This is a genomic window from Polaromonas sp. P1_F1 (genome assembly GCF_056405795.1).
On the sequence record NZ_JBFUBJ010000002.1, the window covers coordinates 49,939 to 70,483 of the forward strand.

Annotated in this window: 20 protein-coding genes and 1 tRNA gene; 4 read left to right on the forward strand and 17 right to left on the reverse strand. The window is 61.6% G+C overall.

What is annotated here, in order from left to right; translation table 11 throughout:
* Positions 1-22: 22 nt before the first annotated feature.
* The 5 genes from AC1DZE_RS06410 to AC1DZE_RS06430 all read right to left on the reverse strand — a co-directional run bounded on the left by AC1DZE_RS06410 (position 23) and on the right by AC1DZE_RS06430 (position 3,988).
* Positions 23-901 carry a DMT family transporter gene (locus AC1DZE_RS06410; RefSeq protein ID WP_477699887.1) on the reverse strand — a complete coding sequence of 293 codons (879 nt, stop codon included), beginning with the start codon at positions 899-901 and terminating at the stop codon, positions 23-25.
* A 104-nt stretch (positions 902-1,005) separates the two neighbouring features.
* Complete coding sequence (locus AC1DZE_RS06415; protein WP_477667840.1) at positions 1,006-1,161, reverse strand: hypothetical protein; 156 nt, start codon at positions 1,159-1,161, stop codon at positions 1,006-1,008.
* A 66-nt stretch (positions 1,162-1,227) separates the two neighbouring features.
* On the reverse strand, positions 1,228-1,800 hold the full coding sequence (locus AC1DZE_RS06420; protein ID WP_477667839.1) for a MarR family winged helix-turn-helix transcriptional regulator: 573 nt from the start codon (positions 1,798-1,800) through the stop codon (positions 1,228-1,230).
* Positions 1,797-2,996 (reverse strand): Gfo/Idh/MocA family protein, encoded by a 1,200-nt coding sequence (locus AC1DZE_RS06425; RefSeq protein WP_477667838.1) that lies wholly within the window; start codon positions 2,994-2,996, stop codon positions 1,797-1,799. The genes AC1DZE_RS06420 and AC1DZE_RS06425 overlap by 4 nt, the downstream gene beginning before the upstream one ends.
* Complete coding sequence (locus AC1DZE_RS06430) at positions 2,993-3,988, reverse strand: PDR/VanB family oxidoreductase (protein ID WP_477673429.1); 996 nt, start codon at positions 3,986-3,988, stop codon at positions 2,993-2,995. Before AC1DZE_RS06430 ends, AC1DZE_RS06425 begins: the two co-directional genes overlap by 4 nt.
* Positions 3,989-4,134: 146 nt before the next feature.
* On the opposite strand from AC1DZE_RS06430, the gene AC1DZE_RS06435 reads away from it, so the two are divergent.
* From AC1DZE_RS06435 to AC1DZE_RS06450, 4 genes are all read left to right on the forward strand, one after another.
* Positions 4,135-5,442, forward strand: coding sequence for a Rieske 2Fe-2S domain-containing protein (locus AC1DZE_RS06435; RefSeq protein WP_477673428.1), 1,308 nt, complete (start codon positions 4,135-4,137; stop codon positions 5,440-5,442).
* Between the two features lie 79 nt (positions 5,443-5,521).
* Complete coding sequence (locus tag AC1DZE_RS06440; protein WP_477667835.1) at positions 5,522-6,511, forward strand: Bug family tripartite tricarboxylate transporter substrate binding protein; 990 nt, start codon at positions 5,522-5,524, stop codon at positions 6,509-6,511.
* Positions 6,512-6,534: 23 nt separating this feature from the next.
* Positions 6,535-7,527 (forward strand): substrate-binding domain-containing protein, encoded by a 993-nt coding sequence (locus AC1DZE_RS06445; RefSeq protein WP_477699888.1) that lies wholly within the window; start codon positions 6,535-6,537, stop codon positions 7,525-7,527.
* A 75-nt stretch (positions 7,528-7,602) separates the two neighbouring features.
* Positions 7,603-8,568 (forward strand): DMT family transporter, encoded by a 966-nt coding sequence (locus tag AC1DZE_RS06450; protein ID WP_477672803.1) that lies wholly within the window; start codon positions 7,603-7,605, stop codon positions 8,566-8,568.
* A 22-nt stretch (positions 8,569-8,590) separates the two neighbouring features.
* Here the strand turns inward: AC1DZE_RS06450 and AC1DZE_RS06455 are convergent, their stop codons facing one another.
* The 12 genes from AC1DZE_RS06455 to AC1DZE_RS06510 form a co-directional block, all read right to left on the reverse strand.
* Positions 8,591-9,226: a hypothetical protein gene (locus AC1DZE_RS06455; protein ID WP_477672802.1), complete on the reverse strand. Its 636-nt coding sequence runs from the start codon at positions 9,224-9,226 to the stop codon at positions 8,591-8,593.
* Positions 9,227-9,398: 172 nt separating this feature from the next.
* Positions 9,399-9,472, reverse strand: a tRNA-Gly gene (locus tag AC1DZE_RS06460).
* Between the two features lie 58 nt (positions 9,473-9,530).
* Positions 9,531-9,980, reverse strand: coding sequence for a DsrE family protein (locus AC1DZE_RS06465; protein WP_477672801.1), 450 nt, complete (start codon positions 9,978-9,980; stop codon positions 9,531-9,533).
* A 111-nt stretch (positions 9,981-10,091) separates the two neighbouring features.
* Positions 10,092-11,657 carry a tripartite tricarboxylate transporter permease gene (locus tag AC1DZE_RS06470; RefSeq protein ID WP_477672800.1) on the reverse strand — a complete coding sequence of 522 codons (1,566 nt, stop codon included), beginning with the start codon at positions 11,655-11,657 and terminating at the stop codon, positions 10,092-10,094.
* Positions 11,657-12,079, reverse strand: coding sequence for a tripartite tricarboxylate transporter TctB family protein (locus AC1DZE_RS06475; RefSeq protein ID WP_477668897.1), 423 nt, complete (start codon positions 12,077-12,079; stop codon positions 11,657-11,659). The genes AC1DZE_RS06470 and AC1DZE_RS06475 overlap by 1 nt, the downstream gene beginning before the upstream one ends.
* A 265-nt stretch (positions 12,080-12,344) precedes the next feature.
* Positions 12,345-13,844 carry a sensor histidine kinase gene (locus tag AC1DZE_RS06480; RefSeq protein WP_477699889.1) on the reverse strand — a complete coding sequence of 500 codons (1,500 nt, stop codon included), beginning with the start codon at positions 13,842-13,844 and terminating at the stop codon, positions 12,345-12,347.
* Positions 13,825-14,526: a response regulator gene (locus tag AC1DZE_RS06485; protein WP_477699890.1), complete on the reverse strand. Its 702-nt coding sequence runs from the start codon at positions 14,524-14,526 to the stop codon at positions 13,825-13,827. The genes AC1DZE_RS06480 and AC1DZE_RS06485 overlap by 20 nt, the downstream gene beginning before the upstream one ends.
* A 46-nt stretch (positions 14,527-14,572) precedes the next feature.
* Positions 14,573-16,051, reverse strand: coding sequence for an NAD-dependent succinate-semialdehyde dehydrogenase (locus AC1DZE_RS06490; protein WP_477699891.1), 1,479 nt, complete (start codon positions 16,049-16,051; stop codon positions 14,573-14,575).
* Positions 16,052-16,226: 175 nt separating this feature from the next.
* A complete protein-coding gene (locus tag AC1DZE_RS06495; RefSeq protein WP_477699892.1) occupies positions 16,227-17,051 on the reverse strand; it encodes an ABC transporter permease in 825 nt (274 codons plus the stop codon).
* A gap of 35 nt (positions 17,052-17,086) precedes the next feature.
* Positions 17,087-18,340 carry an ABC transporter permease gene (locus AC1DZE_RS06500; RefSeq protein WP_477673367.1) on the reverse strand — a complete coding sequence of 418 codons (1,254 nt, stop codon included), beginning with the start codon at positions 18,338-18,340 and terminating at the stop codon, positions 17,087-17,089.
* Positions 18,341-18,360: 20 nt separating this feature from the next.
* On the reverse strand, positions 18,361-19,389 hold the full coding sequence (locus AC1DZE_RS06505) for an ABC transporter substrate-binding protein (protein ID WP_477673368.1): 1,029 nt from the start codon (positions 19,387-19,389) through the stop codon (positions 18,361-18,363).
* Positions 19,390-19,456: 67 nt separating this feature from the next.
* Positions 19,457-20,542 (reverse strand): ABC transporter ATP-binding protein, encoded by a 1,086-nt coding sequence (locus AC1DZE_RS06510; protein ID WP_477667815.1) that lies wholly within the window; start codon positions 20,540-20,542, stop codon positions 19,457-19,459.
* Positions 20,543-20,545 lie beyond the last annotated feature (3 nt).

The window sequence follows — 20,545 nt, forward strand, 5'->3', positions numbered from 1 at the left end:
TGCCGCCCGGTAACTCTCAGGGTCAGCGTGCGGCCAACGGCTGCACAGGGTTGCGGAAGACCTGCACCAGGCCCAGCAGGATCGCCAGCATGCCCACCAGGCTCCAGGGTGCCAGGCGGTTGCCCAGCACGAGGTAGTCCAGTGCAGCCGTGCCTGCAGGCACCAGATAGAACAGGCTGGTGACGTTGACCAGGTTGCCCGCGTGAATCAGGCGGTACAGCAGCAGCGTTGCCACCACCGACATGACAACCCCCATCCACACCAGTGCCACCCAGAAGCCGGTGCTCAGATCAACAGACATCGGCTGAAACGGCGCAAAGAGCAGGCACAGCAACAGGCTGCAGGCCAGCTGCAGCGGCAGCACTTCGCGCGGCGCTTGCCTGACTGACTTTTGCAAGATGGCGCCCAGTGTCATGCATGCCAGGGCGCCAAAAGCAAACAGCATTCCGGCTGCGGTGAAGTGCGCACGCGCAATGCTTTCATACACCACCAGCACCAGTCCGCCCAGAGCCAGGCCGAGGCCCGCCAGGCGTCGGCGCGAAAAGGCCTGCCGTTCCGTCAGTGCCAGCGTCAGGATGGGCTGCACGCCCAGCACGGTGGCCAGTACACCGGGTGTGAGGCCGTGGTCCAGCGCCAGCAAATGGCAGATGGAATAGCTGCCGATCATCAGAAGGCCTGTCAGCGCGACGCGCAGGCGTGTGCCGGGCGCCGGCAGCCAGCGGCGCCCGGCCAGCCCGAGCGCCAGCAGAATGCTGAGCGCAAGGGCAAACCGTAAACCGAGGAAGGCGAAGGGGCTGGCGTGCTGCAGCCCGAGTTTGGAGAAAAGCGCGCCGCTGCTCCAGATCAGGACGAAAAGGGAAGTCGGGCCGAAGGTGGCCCAGGCCGTGTTTTTTGAAATCATGAAAATTACCTGCCGAAAAAGGGACAAGCTCCAGCGAGCGCACGTGGCGCGGCTGCGCCAGTGGCTGAATCAAACGAGGGCTGGAGAGCTGGACCGGCTGGGACTCAGCCGGGAACGTGTGCGGCCGGCGGGTAAGCGCCGGAAGCAACCACGTTGCGCGGAGGTGCGGCAGGTGGGGGAGCGGTAAAGCCGCCTGTCAGGCGCATGTCATCGGCCACCAGGGCTGGCGCTGTCGCATGGCTTGAAAAAGGCGTGTACATGGGCAGACTATACCCGGCGAAACGGGTGCGGGAGCGATGGCTTCACGAAGGGACGCCGTGCGGGTTTCAGGACGCGGCTTTTTTACCACGTTTGCTGTGCGTGGCCGAGGGGGACTGCGTGGCCGGTTTTGCGGCAGCCTTGCGCTTCGTTGCGGGTGGTGTTTGCAGCAGCTCGTCTTTTGCGAGGTTTTCAATCATGGCAAGCAGCACCGCGCGCGTGGTTTTGATGTCTTCGGGTGCAATGCCTTCAATGCTGACGTTGTTGGTTTCTTCGGCCAAAGGCACCAGCAGCTTCTTGAGCGCCCGGCCCTTGTCGCTCAGGTGCACGTACATGTTTTTCTTGTTGGTGGGCAGCTGCTTGCGCACGATGTAGCCCAGCGACTCCATGGCCTTCATCGCGATGAAGGTGGTGGGCTCCATCACGCCGGCACGCTCGCTGAGCTCCTTTTGCGTCAGCCCGTCCGACTCCCAGAGGATGCGCAGGAAGGTCCAGTGGCCAAAGGGAACGCCATGCTCCGCCAGCCGTACCTGCAAGGCCCTGTGAAAGGCCCGTGAAGCGTCACGGATCAGGTGCGCCAGGCGGTCATTGGGAACGGCTTCACGCCAGTGCCGGATGATGTTTTGGGTGTCGTTGGTCATGAACCGGCATTGTGACGCACTTGGTACCCCGGCCGGCAATCCCGCCCGGTACGCGCGGACTCCAGCAGCGCCAGGCACACCGCCGTGGTGGCCCGGGCCCATTCGCCGCTATGCACCGGTGAGCGACCCTCCACCACCGCGGCAAAGAGCTCGTCGATCACTTCCTGGCGTGGGACTGTCGGGGCAGGAAGGGGTTCGAAGGTTTTTTCGCCGTCAGCGTAGATGGCGATGCCTGTCGGACCGGGGCGAAGATCAGCTTTTTCGCAGCTCACGATGAGTTGCCCGAAGTGCTGGTTTTGCAGTTCCTGCGGCGGCGCGGTGCCGGCGGAATACTGGCTGCCGCCATAGTTGCGGGCCGCTTTCAGCATAGCCTCTTCGGTGGAACTGGCGGCGCCTTGCAGACGCTTTCGGGCGGTGCCGTAGTCGTTGGGGTTTTTGGCCTGACCCATTTCGCCAACGTTGTCCAGCAACTCGTCCGAGTCGTAGTGGCCGTAGCCGCTGTAGGTGGCCGATGCGAATGCACCGTCTTCAAATTCGACCAGTGCGCTGTAGGCACCTTCGGTGGGGCGGGCGGCATCCCAGGCGCCGGTATGGGCGCGCACGCTGCGCACCAGGCCTCCGCCCAGCAGTCGCACGATGTCTATCTGGTGCGTGGCCTGGCTGTGGATCACGCCACCGCCGGCGGCCGTGTCGAGTTCCTCCGGCCTGCGCGGCCGGTAGAGAAAGTCGGTGTAGTTCATGGCGTGGATCATCTTCACCGTGCCGTAGCGGCCGCTGTCGATAAGCTCGCGCGTGCGCCGTATCGGCGTGTTGAAGCTGTGGCTGTGGCCCACGATAAGGTGAGTGCCAGCGCTGAGGGTCGCTTCAATCATGCTGGTGCATTCGTCAACCGTCAGGGCCATCGGTTTTTCCACCAGCACATGTTTACCGAAGGAGGCGGCCAGGCGCACGTGCTCCGCATGGAACTGGTGGGGCGATGCGATGTAAAGCACATCCACGGCCGGGTTGGCGCACAGCGCTTCAATGGATTCGTAGCTGGGCGCGGCGAAGTCTTTTTCAAACTGTGCGCGGGCCTGGGCAATCGGGTCGGTCGCGCCCACCAGCGTGACGCGGCTGTCATGCACAAAGGTGGGCAGCATGAGCGTGAACGCCCGCCCCAGGCCCACCACGCCCATCTTCAGTGTGCGGTTTGTCATAAGTCGAGTACCAGTTCAGGCGATTTTGCCCGTGAGACGCAGACCATGATGTGGTCGGCCTTTTCCTCGTCGGTCAGCACCATGTCGCGGTGCTCGGCCTCGCCTGCCAGCAGGCGGGTCTTGCAGGTGCCGCAGGTGCCGCTCTCGCAAGAGCTGGCCACGCGCAGGCCCGTGGCGCGCAAGGCCTCCAGAATGGTTTGTTCTGCACTAACCTCGACGTTCTTCCCGCTCTTTTGAAGGCGCAAGGTAAAGGGCGTGTTGTCGGCGTACACCTTGGCGTCGACGCCGAAGCTTTCAAAATGCACCGAACCCGAAGGCCAGTGGCCCGACATGTCGGCCACGCTGTCCATCAGGCCTTTGGGGCCGCAGCAGTAAATGTGCGCGGCGGTGGGCTTTTCAAACACCGGCCACAGGTCCAGCGCCTGGTCGATGTCTCCGTTGTCGTGGTGAATCTGCACCTGGCCAGAAAACTCGGATTGCAGCTCATGGATGAACGCCGTGCTGCCCGCATCGCGCGTGCAGTAGTAGAACTTGAAGCCGGCGTTCGCACGCTTGAGGTGGCGCATCATCGACAAAACCGGCGTGATGCCGATGCCGCCCGCCACGAAAATCGACTCGGCGGCGTGGCTTGCCAATTCGAAGTTGTTGCGCGGCGCGCTGACCGACAGCAACTGCCCCGCTTGCACGTCATCGGCCATGCTGACGGAGCCGCCACGGCCGCGCTCATCACGCTTGACGGCGATCTGCCAGGCGCTGTTGTCGGCCGGGTCGCTGCACAGCGAATAGTTGCGCCGCACGCCGCTCGGCACTTCAACCGTCAGGTGCGAGCCGGGCGTGAAGGCGGGCAGGGGCGTGCCGTCCGGATGACGCAACTCGAACAGGTAAATGTCTTGTGCAACCGCTTCCTTCCGGACAACCCGCAGGTTAAAAAAATCTGGCTCAGTGGCGGCTGCGGCAGGGCTGCCTGCTGCGACGCTAGGGTTAACGCTCATCGTTGTCTCCGCACGGTTGTTGACAAATATCAAAAGTCCGATATTCTTAGTGTGCTAAGAATAATCCGCTTGCCCCGGATTTGCAAGCTGCTTTTTTGATTGCATGCGAGCCCATGAATTGGCAACCGATGTGAAGGATATTTGCGATGTTGACCGCTGAAGAAAATGACCTGTTGTGCCGCGTGGAGGGTCAGGCTCCCATGGGCCAGTTGATGCGCCGTCACTGGACGCCGGTCTGCCTGATCGAAGAAGTCAGTGAGCCTGACGGCACGCCTGTCAAGGCGCGGGTGTTTGGGGAGGACCTGGTGGTGTTTCGCGACACCAAAGGCCGCGTTGGCGTGATGGACGAATATTGCCCCCACCGGCGTGTCTCGCTGGTGTTTGGCCGCAACGAAGACTGCGGCCTGCGTTGCCTCTATCACGGCTGGAAGATGGACGTGGAGGGCAATGTCCTGGAAATGGTCTCGGAGCCCGCCGCCAGCGGCATGGCGCAAAAGGTCAAGCACCTGGCTTACACGGTGAAGGAGTGGGGCGGTTTTGTCTGGGCTTACATGGGCCCGAAAGAAACCCAGCCGGAGTTCGAGCCACCAGCCTGGGCACCCACCGCCGACACGAAAGTGACGATTGCCAAAGCATTGATTCCCTGCAACTGGGCGCAAATCCTGGAAGGTGCGATCGACTCGGCCCACAGCTCCAGCCTGCATTCTTCAGACATGGTGCCGGCGCGCGTGGAAGGCGCCGAGGCCACGGATACCAACTGGCTGCGGCCCTCTACCGACAAGGCGCCGCGCATGCAGGTGGAGCGCGGCGGCTACGGTTTTCGTTATGCGGCCATACGCCGACCCATCAAGAACGCGGCGGCCAACGACTACATTCGATCGACGGTGTTTGTGGCGCCAGCCACAGCGCTGATCCCGCCCAACAACCTGTACAACGTCGCCAACATCAACGTGCCGATGGACGATACCAACACCGCGTTCTATTTCATCGCCTGGGGCCATCCGTCGCAGACGCCTGACACCGGCGCCTGGCGCAAATTCCTGGGCCAGCAACTGGGCGCCGACCTGGACGAAAAATACCAGCCGCTGCGCAACCGTGCCAACCACTTCTGGCAGGATCGCGAAGCCATGAAGGCCGGCAATTTCACCGGCATCACAGGTTTCCCCAACCAGGATATCGCCATGTGGGTGACCATGGGTCCGATTGCCGACAGAACACACGAACGCCTGGGCGCCAGCGACATGGCGGTGGTGGAGTTCCGCAAGCAGATGCTGGAGGCGGTGAGCGCGTTCCAGGCGGGGGAGGCCGCCATCGGCACAGGTGAGCTCCGCATTCCGCCCAGCGTGGTCGCTTTTCAGGCTATTGTTCCGAAAACGACGGACTGGCGTGCCTACCAGGCGTCCTATGTGTGGGATTCCCGCGAGCCAGCGCTGGAGCCGTCCTATTCCACATAGGGCGCCACACAGGGCATTTTTTCTGCCTCTGTGCTTCTTTTCCGCCATGACACTTTAAAAAATCATCAGGAGACATTTCATGAAACAGCGCCGTCATCTTCTTCATCTGCTAGGGGCCAGCGCCATGCTGGCAGCCGGCACCTTGCTGCCGATGTTTGCAGCCGCCCAGGGCGCCTACCCCAACCGCCCGATCAAGTTCGTGGTGCCCTACGCGGCCGGCGGCCTGCCTGATACCGTGGCCCGCATTTTTGCGCAGCGGCTGGGCGACAAGCTTGGCCAGTCGGTGGTGGTCGACAACCGGCCGGGCGCCAACGGTGTGGTGGCCGCGCAGGCGCTGGCCACCGCCCCCAAGGATGGCTACACCTTCCTGGTGACGGACGGCTCGATGTTCTCCATCAACCCAGCCATCTACAAAAGCCTGGGTTACGACTTCAAACGTGACTTCATGCCCGTGTCGCTCGCGGCTCGCGCGCCGCTGTACCTGGCGGTTCACCCCAAAGTACAGGTCAATACATTTCAGGAGTTCATCGCGCTCGCCAAGGCCAAACCGGGAACCCTGAACTACGGCTCTTCAGGTATCGGAAGCACGCACCATCTGACCATGGAGGCGCTGAAGGCATCGCTCGGCCTGCAAATCACGCATGTGCCGTTCAAGGGCACGGGCCAGTCGGTTCCCGCGCTGATCGGTGGACAGGTCGACGTGCTGTTCTCGGCGCTGCCGTCCCTGGCCGGTTTTGTAAAAGGCGGGCAGGTCAAGCTGCTGGCCAATAATGCCGCCCAGCGCTCCAGCCAGGAGCCCAATGTGCCGGCGATTGCAGAGACAATCCCGGGTTTTGACTTCGCGCCCATCGTGGGCGTGCTGGCTGCTACGGGCACGCCAGCCAGCGCGATAGAGCGCATCAGCGCGGAAATGGCACAGATCGCCAGGATGCCGGAAGTCATCACCACGCTGAACAACGCCGGCATCGAGCCCATCGGCAGCAGCCCTGCCGATTACAACAAGGCCATCCTCGGTGAGAACGAACGCCTCGCCAAAGCCATCGTGGCGTCCGGTATCAAGCCGGAATAACCATCTCAGGAACACACTGCGACATGTCAAAACTGAAACTGACCTTCGGCTGCTGGAACTATGACCGCACCCGCGCCCTGATGGACGGGAGCGTGCAGCCCGATGGCATCGACCTGAACTATCTCAACATGCCGGTGGAAGAAACTTTCTTTCGCATGCTCAGGCATAAGGAGTTTGATGCTGCAGAAATGTCGCTCTCGTCGTACACCGTGTCCCTGTTCAATGAGTCGCGGCCGTTTGTGGCGATTCCGGTTTTCCCCTCGCGCTTTTTCCGCCACTCCTGCATCTATGTGAATGCCAACTCCGGCATTCGCGAGGCGAAGGATTTGATAGGCAAGCGCGTGGGCAACCCCGAATACCAGATGACGGCGCCGGTGTGGATACGCGGCATCCTGTCCGACCACTACGGCGTGCCTGTCGACAGCGTCACCTACTTCACCGGCGGCGAGGAAGAACCCGGCCGCTCCGAAAAGATCAAGCTCGACCTGCCGCCCAACATCAAGGTCGAGCGCATTGGTCCCGGGCAGACACTGGCGCAGATGCTGCTCGACGGCGAGATCGACGCGCTCTACACCGCGCGTATGCCGTCAAGCTTTCTCAAGGGTGGCGGCAAGGTCAAACGCCTCTTTGAAGACTACGAGCAGGTCGAGCGCAATTACTTCAAGGAAACGAAAATTTTCCCCATCATGCATACGGTGGCGATTCGCCGCGACGTGTATGAAGCCAACCGCTGGGTGGCGCGCGCGCTGATGAAGGCGCTGGAGGAGTCGCAGCGGCGCACTTACGAAGACCTGTACGAAACAGCGGCACTCAAAGTCATGCTGCCCTGGCTGACGTCGCACATCGAGCAGGTCAAGCGTGAGATGGGCGAAGATTTCTGGCCTTACGGGTTTGAGAAGAACGAAGCCACGCTGCAGACCTTTTTACGTTACTCGTTTGAGCAGGGCCTTTCAAAGCGGTTGCTCAAGCCTGCCGAATTGTTTGCGCCCGAGTCACTCGAGGCGTTCAAGATATGAATAAGTTGCTATGAATTTTATAGCTGGTGGCGCACGTCCAACAGGCGCCAACGGTCAATAAGATGATGAATACGGATGACTGATTCCTTCCTCGGTTACTTGCTGGCCAGCGCTGCGCTGTTGCTTTTCACGGTCTCCATTCTGGTTACCAAGGTGGCATCCAGTCGCCTGGAGCTGGGCCTGGGCTTTCTCATCGCGGCTTCCTCGAACGTGGTGTTTTCTGCGTTGGCCACGCTGGTGCAGATGGGTCTGCGCACGGATGGCTTGCAGTGGAACGCGCAGGCGTTCTGGCTTTTTGCCGCCGCCGGTGCGTTTGCCACCTACCTGGGGCGCTGGTTTTTTTACGAGTCCGTGGTGCGTTTCGGACCGGCCAAGGCCAGTGTTTTCCAGATCAGCAGCCCGCTGTTCACCGCACTGATGGCCTGGCTGCTGCTGGGTGAGCGCCTGAGCATGCTGGTGGCGCTGGGCATGGTCATGACGATAGGCGGGCTGATGCTGGTCAGCTACAAGCCCGGCTTTTTTTCGCGCCGCGGTTCCACGGCAGCGCTGGCGCCCGACGGAGGCCCCGCACCTGCGCCTGTGCAATCCACCGCGCTTCAGCGGGCGCTGCAATCCGCCTTTTTGCTGGGTATGGGCAGCTCGCTGGCATATGCGATCGGAAACGTCCTCAGGGGATCTGCGGTGCGCAGCTGGAATGAACCCGTCGTGGGCGCGCTGATAGGCGCCGCCAGCGGCCTGGCCCTGCTCCTGGTTTTCACCGCCGACAAGGGCGCGATGGCCGCCCGCCTGCGCTCAGCCAGCCGCAGTGGCATGGCGCTGTACGCCCTGATCGGTGTGACCACCATTTCAGCGCAAATGTGCGTGATCGGCGCCATGCGCTACATACCGCTGTCCGTTACCACGCTGGTGACGTTGTGTACGCCGGTGTTGGTTTTTCCGCTCAGTCATCTGCTGTTCAAGGACCAGGACGCCATCAAGGCCATCACGCTGGCGGGTAGCGGCTTGACTTTGCTGGGTATCGTCATCATCGTGATGCGTTGAGGGTGGTCTGGACGCAGATTTCCTATACCGACGGCGACCCGGAGGCAGGCGAACTGCCTGGCGTCTCGGTGCGGCGTTTCACTTGGGCTTTTCTGATTTTGGCCAGCTCTTGCCACCCTATTAGTTCGCTACGTATGCTGGGCATGCACACCTCCACCATAATCTGGTGTCTTTGCACGTCCTCGCCATTGCGACTGTTTTTGCCGATTACCAAGGGCATTGATGCTTCGATTGGACCGTCATAGAACTCATGTCCTGCCCAACCTGACACTTCAAATGTCTTGCTCTCTTGAGCCTCAAGCGTTGGTATGTGGATTGGTGGCTTTATCCAGATGTCGCGTGGCATGTGAGTCTGGTCAACACCGAAGCAGTCAGGCTGCAAGAGCTGCGCGTAATGCAGCTCAAGCTGATGCAATGCTTCGCTCCCTTTATTTTTCACCATCAGCGAATACATCTGTTCCCCTACGTCCGAAGAATCCAGCACAACCAGCAACTGCTCGAAGATTTTTCTGGGAGGCATGACAGGCGGCGCCCACGAAGATGTGACTGCCGAAAATTCAGGATCGAGTCGATGTTCAACAGTGGGGGCCGTCCATACGGCCTTTATGGTTTTAAAGAACTCAAATGGCTTCAGCATCCAATGAAGTATTTTGGGCATACGAAGATATTAGCGCTTGTGATGAGCGGTATTCAGCGTCCACCGAATGGGTGTATTGGCCGCTGTGCGTTGCTTCTCGAAAGTGCGAGCGCAAGCGACGGTTTTGAGCCTTGGGCAAACCTTGGGGTGGAATGCCAAATCCTCAAAAATCCCAAAAAAAACTGGCTGATATTGGAGCGGGTGATGGGAATCGAACCCACGCTATTTGCTTGGGAAGCAAAAGTTCTGCCATTGAACTACACCCGCGTTGGTGCTGATTATAGAAGCGGTAGCCTGGCGAAGCCAACCCAAGCCTGACTGCCCATCATGGCCTCAAATAGGCCCAGCCTTCGTGCTGCTTCTTCATGATCTCCGTGACGCCGGCGGGCACATAGCTGATGCCAGCCAGCATGTCGTCTTTCGTCAACTTCTGGCCGCGCATGGTGTTTTCGCAGGCGGTGACCTTGATGCCGGCTTTGGCGGCGTCGGCGACGCGCGCGCCGGTGGGCGACTCCAGCTTGAGCATGCCGATGCCGGGGCCGTAGGCGACGATTTCAATGTCGACGTTGGCGGCGCCCACGTCGTCCTGCAGGTTTTTGGCGTTGTTCAGCGCCAGGTTCCACTTGGCCGGATCGTTGTCGCTGACCTGGATCACGATTCCATGGCGTTTTGTACCTGCAGCGCCCGCTGGTTGTGCGCGAGCAGCTATCAAAAAAGGAGCAAAAAGGGCCAGCGAGCCGACGGCCCCGGCCTGGATGAAGAGTCTGCGGTTCATGGTGGCGTGTCTCCTGAAGGGGACGCTCATTTCACCACATCAGCCGCGTGACACAAGCCCCCGAACCGTCGCGAGAGGGTTCGGGGGGCGTGCCGCTTCGCCGGGCCAGCCTTATTCCCCGGTGGCTACGGGCACAGTCGTGGCGGTTGCCGAAGCTGCCGTGGGCGTGCTGCTGCCGGCATGAATGACATGGTCGGGTGATTTCCACAACTTGCGGACAAACACCACGACCTGCCACACGACCAGAGTTCCGATCATGGCCAGCAAGGTCCCGCTGATGGGGCGGTTGACGAAGACGCTAAAACTACCCCGGCTGAGAAGCATGGCGCGGCGGAAATTTTCCTCCAGCATGGGTCCCAGAATGAAACCCAGCAGGAGTGGCGCGGCTTCCATCTCCAGGCGCAAAAACAAATAGCCCACCAGGCCGAACACGGCTGTGATGTAGATGTCGTCCAGGCTGTTGTTGATGCTGAAGGTGCCGATGCAGCAGAAAAAGAGAATCGCCGGAAACAGCACGGTGTAGGGAATCTTGAAGACCGACAGCCAGTAGCGCACCAGGGGCACGTTGAGGATGACGAGAAAGCAGTTGCCCACCCACATACTGGCCACCAGACCCCAGAATAAATCGGGGTGGCTGGCGATCATGTTGGGGCCGGGCTGGATCCCCTTGATGACGAAGGCGGCCATCATCAGGGCCATGACGGCATTTTCGGGAATGCCGATGGCCATGAGCGGGATAAAGCTGGTGCGTGCGGCGGCCTCGTCGGCGGCGGCCTGCCCGGCCACGCCTTCGATGCAGCCGGTGCCGATCTCATGCTTGTATTTGCTGAACTTCTTGTCGGCGGCGTAGGCGGCGAACTGGGCAATCGTGGGGCCGCCGCCGGGCAGTATGCCCAGGACCGAGCCGATGATGCTGCCGCGCAGGGCGCTGGGGATGATGCGCTTGAACTCGGGCCAGGTCGGCATGAGCTTGATCTCGCCGTTGAACGGTGTGAGGACGTTTTTGTTGTCGAGATTTTTCACCACCTCGGCAATGCCGAAGCAGCCCAGGGCGATGCTGATCAGGCCAATCCCGTCCATCAGGAAGGGCAGGTCCATGGTGTAGCGCGCAGTGCCGCTGTTCACATCGGTACCCACCATCCCGAGCAGGACGCCGACCATGGCCATGGCCAAGCCGTTGAGCAGGCTGCCGCTGCTGACAAAGCTCACGCAGAAAAACCCCAGCAGCATGAGGGCGCAATAGTCAGCCGGCCCAAACAAGAAGCCCACTTCACCCAGTGGTTGAGCCAGGGTCGAAAGCACCACAATGGCCACGGTGCCGCCAATGAAGCTGGAAATGCCCGCGGTGAACAGGGCCAGGCCGGTTTTTCCCTTGAGCGTCATCTGGTAGCCGTCTATACAGGCGACGATGCTGCTGGCATGCGGGATCTTCATCGTGATGGCGCTCACGCTGTCGCCATATTGGGCCCCGTAGTAAATGCCGGCCAGCATGATGAGCGCGCCGCCGGTGGGAATGGAATAAGTCAGGGGCAGCAACAGGCTGATGGTCGACAAAGGGCCCAGTCCCGGCAGCAGACCGATGAGTGTGCCCACCGTGCAGCCAAGAGCGCAATAAAGGAGGTTTTGCCAGGTCAGCGCATGCTCGAAACCCAGCGAGAGGTTATGCAGGATGTCCATCAGTAGAGAGGCAGGCTAAGGCCGAGAAAGTTTTTGAAGGCAAAGGCAACCAGGATCAGACCCACCGAGATCTTGATGTTGCGCACCACGGAATACGACGTACCTGCAAGCGTGGAACAAAACACCAAAAAGATGATGGCCAGAATCATGTTGAGGTAGTGGGAAATCACTGCAAACCCGACGAGGCTCAGCAGAATGAGGGCGATATTTTTGACGCCGTAGTCCAGGGGGACAGGGTCATAGAAGTGCGAGCGCACCACCGTGAGAACGCCAATCACAAACAGCAGGGAGCTCACGATCAGGGGGAACATGCCGGGTCCGGACCGGCTTAATTCGCCTATTGAGTAGTTCAGCGACACCCCGCCAAAGAGCAGGGCGATCGCCATGAGGCACAGGCCCCGCACGAAGTTTCGGTTCTTCATGTTCATAGGGGTTTGCTCCATGGCTGCGCCGCTGCGGGCGTTGTCACAAACGGGGGGTGAGTCATCCGTGTCTCCTTGGTGGTGGCCCTGCCTTTGGCCGGTGCACAAGTTGCAGTCGACTGGGGGCGTTTGGGATGGAGCGGATGTTAGGAAGCGAGGCTTCCAATCGGCTTTCGTTTTACGCAGCCGAACTCAAAATACGTGTTATCACTAACAGGGCCGGTGGCGCCTGCGGCGCTGCCGGCTACGGCTCAGCCGTGTGCGTTCAACCCTGGGGATCGGACGCCAGCGGCAGCCGCAGGATGGCGCGCAAGCCGGGGCCGGAGCCTGCATCGCCCAGCTCGATGTCGCCACCGTTGCGCCTGGCATAGGCGCGTGCGATGGCCATACCGAGCCCGGCGCCGCGCGCACCTTTTTCCGTCGGGCCGGCCGAATGAAAGCGTTCAAACACTTCTGCGTGCCGCGCTTTGGCTATGCCCGGGCCGTCGTCGCGCACCTCGGCGAGCGCCGCGCCATCGCCGGCGCTCACCTTCACGGTGATGTGCCCACCCGGCGGGGTGTAGACAATGGCGTTGTGCACCAGGTTGGACAGCGCCTCGTGCAGTTCGGCGCCGCGAGCCAGTACCGGGACTGCAGGGTTTTTGTGCAGCGCGTCGGGCACCGGTGCATCTTCAGCAGCGTCCAGGCCCAGGTCCTGGTCTTTCTCATGGGCCAGTGTCAGGTGCTGCAGCACCACGTCCCGCGCGATGCTGTTGAGGTCCACGACGGCGGGCGCATCTTCGGATGGTGCACCGTCGCTCGCATGGGCCAGCGACAGCAACTGCTCGCACAGGCGCCGGCTGCGCGAGATCTGCACGACCATGGCGCGCAAGGTGGAATGCAACTGCTCAGGGTCTTTTTCTCGCAGCGCAACCCCGGCCTGGGTCAGCATGATGGCCAGCGGTGTGCGCAGCTGGTGCGATGCGTCGGCCAGGAACTGCGATTGCTGCTCAAGCAAATCGCGGTAACTGGCCAGGTGCTGGTTGACGGCGTCGACCAGCGGCGCCACTTCATGTGGCACGTTGGTAGTGTCCAGCGGCTTGAGGTCACGCCCCTTGTTTTGCAGCACGGTTTTGCGCAGGCGTTCCAGCGGCCGCAGGGACCAGGTCACACCCAGCCAGACCAGCAGAATCATCACCAGCACCATTCGGGTGTCGCGTATCAATTCCTGGCGCAGCGTGGCCGCCTGCGCCCGGTCGCGCGGCTCGGTGCTTTCGGCCACCTGGATCAGCAGGTCAAAGGCCTGGCCACGCTCGTCAAGCACTTTGCTTTGAAGCGCCACCACGCGCACTGCATGGTCCCGGTAGTCGCTGTCGTACCAGACCACGGGGGAGGCGATGGAAGAGGGCGAGGGGGCTTGCTGCGCAGGCGGTGCAGGCAGGTCGGTTGCGCCTAGCAAGGTCACCTCACTTGCAGAGTCCACCCCTTGCGGCGTCAACCCGATATGCAGGTACTTTTGCAGCGGGCCGGCGGCATCGACCACCGCCTGTACCGCCAATGGCGCGTTCAGGTGCAGCAAGCCGTCCGGACCTACCGACAGACTGCCGCGCAGCACATGGACGGATTCGAGCATGGCCTGGTCGTAGGCGTCCTGCACCTGGTTGCGTAGTGCGCGGTAGTCGTTCCAGCTGTCCAGGGCCAGCAGGCCCAGGATGGCCGGCAGCAGCAGCGTCAACAGGCGCGCGCGTATGCCGAAGCGGTCGGGGTCAGTCCGCAGTATCTTCATGCGCGGTGCTTTCCGGCGTGATGCTTTCCAGCATGTAGCCCAAGCCGCGCACGGTGACGATGCGCACGTCGCCGCCGTCGAGCTTGCGGCGCAGCCGGTGCAGCACCAGTTCGATGGCGTCAGGGCCGGCATTGCTGTCGGCCGGAAACACCTTGGCCGAGAGTTGCGACTTTTCTACCGGCGAGCCGCTGCGCGCCAGCAGCACCGACAACGCGGCGCCTTCGCGCGGCGTGAGTTGCAGCAGCGTGCCGGCCAACGTGAAGGCGCGGCTGTCGTGGGCGCATGAGAGCGAACCGCACTGCAGCGGCGCGTGCGAGCGCCCCCGGCTGCGTCGCACCAGTGCGGCGATGCGGGCCTCGAGTTCTTCAATCGCAAAGGGTTTGGTCAGGAAGTCGTCAGCGCCGACGTTCAGGCCTTTGACCCGGTCTTGAAGCGAGCCCTGCGCGGTCAGCACCAGCACGGGCGTGCGGTTGCCTGCCTTGCGAATGTCGGCCAGCAGGTTCAGCCCGTGTTTGTCGGGCAGCCGCAGGTCGAGCACGATCGCGTCGTAGTCATTGCCGGCCAACAGCGACTCGGCGGTGCCGGCGTCCGACGCATGGTCGGGCACAAAGCCGCTTTGCTTGAATGCGCGCACCAGCCACGAGGCCATCTCGGCTTCGTCTTCCACAAGCAGCAGGCGCATGGATTCTTCAGTGGTAAGGGCGGTTGCGGATGTGTGGCGGTTCAGCTCAGCGCTGGATGTCCCCGAGGCACAGGTACTTCATCTCGAGGTACTCTTCCATGCCGTGGCGGGAGCCCTCGCGGCCCAGGCCCGACTGCTTCACGCCGCCGAAGGGCACGTGTTCGGTCGCGATCACACCCGCATTGATGCCGACCATGCCGTACTCCAGCGCCTCGGCCACTCGGTAAATGCGGCCGATGTCGCGGCTGTAAAAATAGCTGGCCAGACCGAATTCGGTGTTGTTGGCCGCGTCAATCGCCTCCTGCTCTTTCTGGAAGCGGAACACTGGAGCAAAAGGCCCGAAGGTTTCTTCGCGGGCGCAGAGCATGTCGGCGGTGGCTTCGGAGATGACGGTCGGCTCAAAGAACTGACCCTTGATCTTGTGACCACCCGCAAGCAGTTTTCCGCCTTTGGCCATCGCGTCATCCACATGGCGCTGCACCTTGTCGACAGCGGCGTCCTCGATCAGCGGGCCCTGCACCACGCCATCCTCAAAACCGTTGCCGACCTTCAGCAGCTTGACCTTGGCAGCGAACTTTTCAACGAACTGGTCGTACACCCCATCCTGCACATAAATGCGGTTGGCGCAGACGCAGGTCTGTCCCGCATTGCGGTATTTGCTGGCCATGGCCCCTTCCACGGCCGAGTCCACGTCGGCGTCGTCAAACACGATGAAGGGGGCGTTACCGCCCAGTTCCAGTGCCAGTTTTTTGATGGAGGGAGCACTTTGCGCCATCAGGATGCGGCCAACTTCGGTGGAGCCGGTAAAGCTGATGTGGCGCACCACGTCACTCGCGCAGAACACTTTGCCCACGGCAATGCTGTTGGCGCTGTCGGCTGTCAGCACGTTGAGCACGCCGGCCGGGATGCCGGCGCGAATGGCCAGCTCGGCGGCGGCCAGGGCCGTCAGCGGTGTGAGCTCAGCTGGCTTGATGACCACGGGGCACCCAGCGGCGAGAGCCGGGGCGACCTTGCGCGTGATCATGGCCAGCGGGAAGTTCCAGGGTGTGATGGCTGCGCACACGCCAATCGGCTGCTTGATGACCATCAGGCGGCGGTTGTTGTCGAACTGCGGCAGGGTCTCACCGTTGATGCGCTTGGCTTCTTCGGCAAACCACTCGACAAAGCTGGCGCCGTAGGCGATTTCGCCCTTGGCCTCGGCAAAGGGCTTGCCCTGCTCGGCCGTCATGATGCGGCCCAGGTCTTCCTGGTTGGCCATGAGCAGCTGATACCACCTGAGCAGGATGGCGTGGCGCTCCTTGCCGGTCTTGCTGCGCCATGCGGGCCAGGCCGCGTTGGCCGCGGCAATGGCGGCTTCGGCATCCTGGGCGCCCAGGTTGGCCACATCGGCCAGCTTCAGGCCGGTGGCCGGGTCATTGACGTCAAAGCGGGATGAAGCGGCGACCCACTGGCCATTGATCAGGGCGTCGGTCTTGAAAATGCTGGGGTCTTTGAGAAGGGAGATGGGGGAGGTTTTCATGTCCATGGAGATGTCCTGAAAAAATGGGATGTGGTTGCGGGTATCCGGGCAATGGGGCTGATTTTGACTGCTTTCGGATCGGGGTGCTTTGGGGCCGCTCGTTCTCCCGGTGCCAATGAGGGGCGGACGCCGTCACCCGCAGTTGGCGGTCCTGCAAGGGCATGGCATCACAAATGCCTTGTCAGCCCCGGCGCCCGCGTAACCACTCGAGGAACAGCAAAAGCGCCGTGGTGAACAGGATCAGCAGTGTGGCAACAGCGGCGATCGTGGGGGAGATGTTTTCCCGGATCCCGGTGAACATCTGCCTCGGCAGCGTGGCCTGGTCCGCGCCTGCCAGGAACAGCGTGACCACTACTTCGTCAAACGAGGTGGCAAATGCAAACAGAGCACCCGAGATGACACCCGGGGCGATGACGGGCAGTGTGATCCTGAAAAACGTCCGCAACGGGGTCTCGCCCAGGCTGAGCGACGCGCGCACCAGGTTGTGGTTAAAGCCTGCAAGCGTTGCGAGTACGGTGGTCAGCACAAAAGGCGCACCCAGCGCGGCATGCACCACGATCAGCCCGAAGTAGCTGTCGGCAAGGCCCAGCGGGGCGAAATACAGGTAGGTGGCCACGCCGACGACAACGATGGGGACCACCATGGGCGCGATGAGGATGCCCATGAGCAGGCTCTTGAACCGGAAGTTGGTTCTGGACAGGCCGACAGCCGCCAAAGTGCCCAGCGCGGTGGCGATCAGGGTTGCAGCGGGTGCCACGATGAAACTGTTTTTGGCAGCCCTGGCCCATTCAGGCGAATCCAGCAGGTTGCGGTACCACTTCAGCGACCAGCCCGGGATGGGGTAGCTCAGAAAAGAGCTGTCGGAAAAAGACAGCGGCACCATGACCAGGATGGGTGCCAGCAGGAAAACCAGAATGGCAACGCATGCGGCGCGCACCAGCCACCAGCCGGCCTTGTCTGCCAGGGTGGCATAGCGGGGAAAGGCGGGCCCTTTGATTTTAAACATGGTGGATTGGCGTCTGGGTCTGAAAAAGAAGGATGTCAACCAATGCTGAGTTCGGCCTTGCCGATGCGCCGGTAAACGCTGTAAAGAACCATGGTGGCCGTCAGCAGCACGGCACCCAGCGCACAGGCCATGCCCCAATTGACTTCCACGTTGGTATAGCGGGCGATGTAATAACTCAGCATCTGGTCATCCGCACCACCGAGCAGGGCGGGGGTGACGTAATAGCCGATCGAGAGGATGAACACCAGCAGCGCCCCGGCGCTGATGCCGGGATAGGTCTGCGGCACATACACCCGAAAGAAGGCAGCCAGCGGTGCGCTACCCAGGGAAACGGCGGCCCGCACGTACGTAGCGGGCACATTCTTCATCACGCTGTAAAGCGGAAGAATCATGAAAGGCAGCAGGATGTGCACCATGGCAATCACCACGCCTGCGCGGTTGAACAGCAGCGCCAGGGGGCTGTCTATGAGGCCGATACCCATCAGCCCCCGGTTGACCAAGCCTTCTGATTGCAGCAGCACGATCCAGGCCGCCACGCGCACCAGAATCGATGTCCAGAAAGGCACCAGCACCAGGATCATCAGCAGGTTGGCCTTGCGCGCCGGCAACGAGGCCAGCCACCAGGCCAGGGGGTAGCCCAGCGCCAGGCAAAAAACGGTGACCAGAAAACTGATCTGAAAAGTTCGCAGCAAAATGGCGCCAAACGCGCGCTGATCCGGCGGCATGCGCTCTACCTCGCCCTTGCTGTCTCGCCGCAAGTCCACCGATGCCAGCAGATAGTCGGGCGTCCAGCGGGAACTGTTTTTGGCGATCGCTTGCCAGAAAAGCGGCTCCGCCCAGCGCGGATCAAGCTGGAGCAGCCTGGCCTGTATTTCTTCAGACGAGCCCGTGATGGGCAACGCGCGGTAGGTGCCCATGACAAGGGAGCGCGCACCCGGCACTTCGGAGTTGAGTCGCCGCGCGAGGGCGCCGGCATCTGAACTGTCAGAAAGATGGCCCAGGTCTTCCACCAGTGCTGCGTAACTTGCAGGGCCGGGGGGAGTCTGGGCGTTCCAGTCCTTGAGGCTTTGCGCCGTCCGGGGCAGCGCCCGCGCCACCTCCGGATTTTCAACGGCGCGTTGCAACAGGGCCGCAATCGGTACCAGCAAGGTCAGCAGCAAAAACACCAGCAAGGGCACTGTGAGCGCAAAGGCGCGCCATTTACGCCGTACATCCGCGCGCGACAGCGCCTGACGCAATGTGACGGCGTCATTGCCCTGAAGGGCGCCCTGGCTGGTGATGCTGCTCATGGGGTGCTTGCTCCGCCGGCTTATTGCGTCGCCCAGGCAGCAAAGCGTTTTTCAAGCGCCTCGCCCTGGTCGGCCCAGAAGCCAACATTCATCTGGATGGCCTCTTTGGCATTGGCCGGCGACGTTGGCAGATCGTCCAGCACCTTCTTGTCGAGCTTGGCCAAAGCCTGGTTGTTGACGGGGCCGTAGGCAATGTTCTGCGCATAGACGGCCTGGGTGGCGGGCTGGCTGGCAAAGGCGATGAATTTCATCGACGCGTCCTTGTTGGGCGCGCCTTTGGGGATGACCCAATAGTCCAGGTCATAAATGCCGCCGGGCCAGTAGATCTTCAGGTTGCGGCCTTCGCGGTTGGCGGCGTCGATGCGGCCGTTGTAGACGGTGCTGAGGGCGACGTCACCGGCCACGAGGAACTGCGCAGGCTGGGCGCCGGCTTCCCACCACTGGATGCTGGGCTTGAGTTCTGTGAGCTTGCGAAATGCGCGGTCGGCTCCGTCCTTGGTGGCCAGGACCTTGTAGACATCTGCAGGCTTGACACCGTCAGCCAGCAATGCAAATTCCAGGTTGTAACGGGCGCCCTTGCGCATGCCGCGCTTGCCGGGAATCTTCTTGACGTCCCAGAAATCGGCCCAGCTCGTGGGGGCGGTCTTGACCTTGTCGGCGTTCCAGGCCATCACGGTAGACCACACAAAAACACCCACGCCGCATTCTTTGACCGCTGCGGGCAGAAAGTCTGCCTTGGGGCCAATTTTGCTGAAGTCGATTTTTTCAAACAATCCTTCATCGCAACCGCGTTGCACATCGGGTGCTTCGACCTCGACCACATCCCAGGTGACTTTTTTCGTCTCGACCATGGCTTTGATCTTGGCCTGCTCGCCGTTGTATTCCACGGCAACAACTTTGGTGCCTGCTTTTTCGAAGGGCTCGTAGTAGGCCTTTTTCTGCGCATTGGCATTGGCGCCGCCGAAGTTGACGACAGTGATCTGCTGCTGCGCGAACGCGGGTACGGCCAGGCACGAAGCCATGGCAAGGGCAATGATGTTTTTCTTCATGGTGCTATTTCCTCGGTGGTTGATAAAGGCAGAAGGGAACGTTGAAAATGGTGAAAAGAGAAAGCGGTTACACCGCATAAATCCGCGTAAATTCGGGCGGAAATTCGAGGTGCACCGCTTCGCCCGGTTGCGGCGGCGGCTGGCCGTTCAACAGGGTGAGCGGCAGCTTGACTGTCGCTTCCGGCTGGCCGGCGCCGATGTCGCACAACAGCCGCAGGTGGTCGCCGAAATAGATGATGCGAGCCACGCGGGCCGGTAGCACGCCGGCAGATGAAGCCGGTACCTGGCGGTGCAGCACAATGCGCTCCGGCCGGATATAGGCTTCGACCTGCGCGCCATCAGCCGCCTGATTCACGTTGGTGCCGCCCAGAACGCGGCCATCCGGCAATTCGATGCCTGTGGCATTTCCCTTGCCTTTGAGTACCGTGCTGTCTCCGACGAAACCGGCAACAAAACGGTTGGAGGGCGTTTCATACAGCGCCTCTACAGGCGCCAGCTGCTGGATCGCGCCGTCGTTGAAAACAGCTACTCGGTCGCTCATAGTCAAGGCTTCCCCCTGGTCGTGCGTGACATAGACAAACGTGACGCCTAGCTGCTTGTGCAACTCCTTCAGCTCGATCTGCATGTGCTCGCGCAGCTGCTTGTCGAGTGCGCCCAGCGGTTCGTCCATCAACACCAGCTGGGGCTCGAACACCAGGGCCCGTGCCAGGGCAACGCGCTGCTGCTGGCCACCCGACAGCTGCCCGGGCAGGCGGTCCGACATGCCCGACAGGCGAACCATATCGAGCGCACGCTGTACGCGGCTGGCCTGGTCGCTTTTTGACACCTTGCGCACCGTGAGCGGATAGGCCACGTTCTGGCCCACCGTGAGATGCGGAAACAGCGCATAGTTCTGGAACACCATGCCGAAGTTGCGTTTGTGCGGCGGTGTGCCCGTGATTTGCGAGCCGTTGAGGAAAATTTCCCCGGCGGTCGGCGACTCAAAGCCGGCCAGCATCATCAGCGTGGTGGTTTTCCCCGAGCCGGAGGGGCCGAGCAGGCTCAGGAATTCCCCGCGATGAATGTCGAGGTCGAGTTGCTGCACGACAAGCTGTTCGCCGTCATAGGTTTTCTGCACGCCTGAGAAGCGCACAAGGACATCGTTATCAGTCATCGT